Source organism: Kitasatospora sp. NPDC043949 (assembly GCF_056435365.1).
In genome coordinates, this window is record NZ_JBWKEQ010000015.1 from 165,454 (window position 1) to 169,032 (window position 3,579).

Here is a 3,579-nt window from a genome sequence, read left to right on the forward strand (position 1 = left end):
TCGCCCCCGTCCCCCCCCCCCCCCCCCCCCCCCCCCCCACCCCCCACCCCCCCCCCCCCCCCCCCCCCCCCCCCCCACCCGCCCCCCCCCCCCCCCCCCCCCCCCCCCCCCCCCCGACCGTCAGGACCGTCGGACGATCAGGCCGGTGTCGTCACCTCCCGGCCCCGTCGACCACCGCCGCCCACTCGTCCAGCAGCGCCTCCGTGGCCTCGTCGTCCGGACCCTCTGCCCACAGGTGGGTGGTCGCCTCGGCCGGGTCCGGCAGCACCAGCGTCCAGCGCCCGTCCGCCTCGACGACCCGGACGCCGTCGGTGGTGTCCAGCCGCCGACTGCCGGCCGCCTCGACCACCGAGCGCATCACCATCCCCTTGGCCGCCCACGGCGTCGCCAGGTCCCGACGACGGATGTGCGCCTGCGGGATGCGCGCGTCGATCTGGCTCAGCGTGAGCTGGGTCCGCGCCACCAGGCCGACCAACCGCACGAAGGCCGCGGCCCCGTCCAGCACTCCGCTGAACTCCGGCACCACGAACCCGCCGCGCCCGTCCCCACCGAACACCGTGCCCTCGGTGGCGGCCGCCTTCGCCAGGTCGTCCGGCGTCGTCGTGGTCCAGATGACCTGGGTGCCGTGGTACGCGGCGACCTGCTCGGCGATCCGGGTCGTGGTCACCGGCAGCGCCACCTGCCCGCTGCGCCGTTCTGCCGCGACCAGGTCCAGCAGCACCAGCAACGCCCGGTCGTCGTCGATCACCCGGCCCAGTTCGTCGACGAACGCGACCCGCTCGCCGACCGGGTCGAAGCGGACGCCGAAGGCCGCCCGGGAGGAGGCCACCAGCTCACCGAGCCTGGCCAGCCCGGCCCGCCGCTCCTCCGCGTCCTCCGTCGGCCGCGCCTCGTCCAGCCCGCTGGAGACGGTGAGCGCCTCCACTCCGAGCCGTCCGAGGATGCTCGGCAGAACCAGGCCGGCGCTGCCGTGCGCGGTGTCCACGACCACCTTCAGTCCGGCCTCCCGGACCCCGGTGGTGTCGACGGCCCGCAGCAGGTTGCCCGCGTAGGAGTCGAAGACGCTGGACGGGAAGGTCAGGTCCCCGATCTCACCGGGGAAGGCCCGCCGGTACTCCTGGCGCGCGTACACGCGGTCCAGCTTGCGCTGGCCGGCCTGCGAGAGATCGGCCCCGCGCTCGTCGAAGAAGAGGATGTCCAGAGAGTCGGGCACCCCCGGCGTGGTCCGCAGGAAGATCCCGCCCGCACTCCCTCGCGCGGTGTGCTGCCGGGCCACCGGCATCGGCACGTTCTCCAGGTCGCGGACGTCTATGGCCGACGTCTGGAGCGCCGAAATCATCGCCCGTTTGAGCGCACGCGCACCACGCGAGTGGTCACGCGCAATGGTGACGGTCGCCCCCTTCTTCAGGGTCGTGGCGTACGCGCCGGCCAACCGCACGGCCAGTTCCGGGGTGATCTCGACGTTCAGGATCCCCGACACGCCACGCACGCCGAACAGGTGCTCCTGGCCGCGGGACTCCCAGATCACCGACGTGTTGACAACGGCGCCGGCCTCGATGGTCTTGAACGGATAGACCCGGACGTTCGCACCGATGATCGACTCCTCGCCGATCAGGCACTCGTCCCCGATCACCGCGCCGTCCTCGATCCGGGCGGCCCGCATCACGTCGGTGTTCTTTCCGACCACGCAGCCGCGCAGATTGCTCTGCGGCCCGATGTAGACGTTGTCGTGCACGACCGCCTTGTGGAGGAAGGCCCCGCGCTTGACCACCACGTTGCTGCCGAGCACGGTGTGCTCGCGGATCTCGACGCCGGCCTCGACCTTGGCGTAGTCCCCGATGTACAGCGGCCCGCGCAGCACGGCCTCCGGGTCCACCTCCGCGCCCTCGGCCACCCAGACGCCTGGCGAGATCTCGAACCCGTCGAGCTCGACGTCGACCTTGCCCTCCAGGACGTCCGCCTGGGCCTTGCCGTAGCTCTCGTGGGTGCCCACGTCCTCCCAGTAGCCCTCGGCGACGTAGCCGTAGACCCGCTTGCCCTCCTTCAACAATTGCGGGAAGACGTCACTCGACCAGTCGACGGACTCACCTGCCGCGACGTAGTCGAAGACCTCTGGTTCCATCACGTAGATACCGGTGTTCACAGTGTCCGAGAAGACCTGCCCCCAGGTCGGCTTCTCCAGGAAGCGCTCGACCCGTCCGTCGTCGTCCGTGATCGTGATACCGAACTCGAGGGGATTCGGCACCCTGGTGAGACAGACGGTGACCAGCGCGTTCTTGCTGCGGTGAAAGTCGATCAATTCCGAGAGGTCGAAGTCGGTCAGTGCGTCACCGGAGATCACCAGAAAGGAGTCGTCCTTCAACGCGTCCTCGGCGTTCTTGACACTCCCCGCGGTGCCTAGCGGCGTCTCCTCGTGGGCATAGGTCAGATGCATGCCCAGGTCCTCGCCGTCACCGAAGTAGTTCTTGACCAGTGAGGCCAGGAACTGGACGGTGACGACGGTGTCGGAGAGGCCGTGCCGCTTCAGCAGCCGAAGCACGTGCTCCATGATCGGCCTGTTGGCGACCGGAAGCAGCGGCTTCGGCATGCTGGAGGTCATCGGGCGGAGTCGGGTTCCTTCGCCCCCTGCCATGACAACGGCTTTCATTACGGGTGCGTCCTCCTTTGCGGTGGTGGACCTACAGAGGTCCATCAAACCGTTCCAGAGGGATCCCTACCCGGAAGGTATCGTCCGACGCACCGATACGGCGTGGGACTTCTCTCAGATCACGTCTCAGACTGCGGACGCGGAGCCCGTCGAGCCCGCACGGGTGATCCGCCGGGCCTGAACCGCGTAAAGAATACCGGCCCACCAGTACAATGTGGTCCCCCACCAGATGAAGGCCCAGCTCACCACCTCGGCCGGCCGAGCGATCCAGCTGTCCACGCTGCCGAGCAGGAGAAGCGGAAACGCGTACATCAGATTGAAGGTCGCGGCCTTCCCCAGAAAACTCACCTGAAGCGGCCCGTAACCGTGCCGGTTCAAAATGGGCAGCAGCGCGCCGATAAACACTTCCCGGGCCAGCAGAATCGCCGTCACCCACCACGGAAGAAACTCACGCCAGGTCAAACCGACCAACGTGGACAGCACGTAGAGCCGGTCGGCCAGCGGATCGAGCAGCTGCCCCACCCGGCTGACCTGCCCCCATCGCCGCGCGAGTTTCCCGTCGAGGTAGTCGCTGACACCGCTCAGCATCAGGATCAGCAGCGCCCAACCATCGTTGTTGGGGCCGTCGAAAACCGGCCAGAGAATCAGCCAGAGAAAAAGCGGAACACCGACCAGCCGGCCCATGCTGAGCAGGTTGGGGATGGTGAGGACGCGATCGGTCTGGACCCGCGTCTCCTGGACCTCCACCCGGGGGCCTCCTGTCCCGTGTGACGACAATGCACGTTGACCCTACAACAGAAAAGCCCCCGCCAGGTTCACCCGGCGGGGGCTTCTCTCGAATGATTGTTCGGCGGCGTCCTACTCTCCCACAGGGTCCCCCCTGCAGTACCATCGGCGCTGTAAGGCTTAGCTTCCGGGTTCGGAATGTAACC

The 3,579-nt window shown here is 68.5% G+C and carries 2 protein-coding genes and 1 rRNA gene; all 3 read right to left on the reverse strand.

The window, feature by feature from the left end; genetic code table 11:
- Positions 1-151: 151 nt before the first annotated feature.
- Positions 152-2,647, reverse strand: coding sequence for a mannose-1-phosphate guanyltransferase (locus tag AC07AL_RS15435; RefSeq protein ID WP_063350200.1), 2,496 nt, complete (start codon positions 2,645-2,647; stop codon positions 152-154).
- 126 nt (positions 2,648-2,773) lie between these two features.
- Positions 2,774-3,394 (reverse strand): cardiolipin synthase ClsA, encoded by a 621-nt coding sequence (clsA, locus tag AC07AL_RS15440; RefSeq protein WP_363585311.1) that lies wholly within the window; start codon positions 3,392-3,394, stop codon positions 2,774-2,776.
- A 98-nt stretch (positions 3,395-3,492) separates the two neighbouring features.
- Positions 3,493-3,579 (reverse strand): 5S ribosomal RNA (gene rrf, locus AC07AL_RS15445); the annotation flags it as partial.

Excerpts from the sequence above, each read along its gene's own strand:
- AC07AL_RS15435 (WP_063350200.1), bottom strand. The coding sequence starts at position 2,647 with ATGAAAGCCGTTGTCATGGCAGGGGGCGAAGGAACCCGACTCCGCCCG.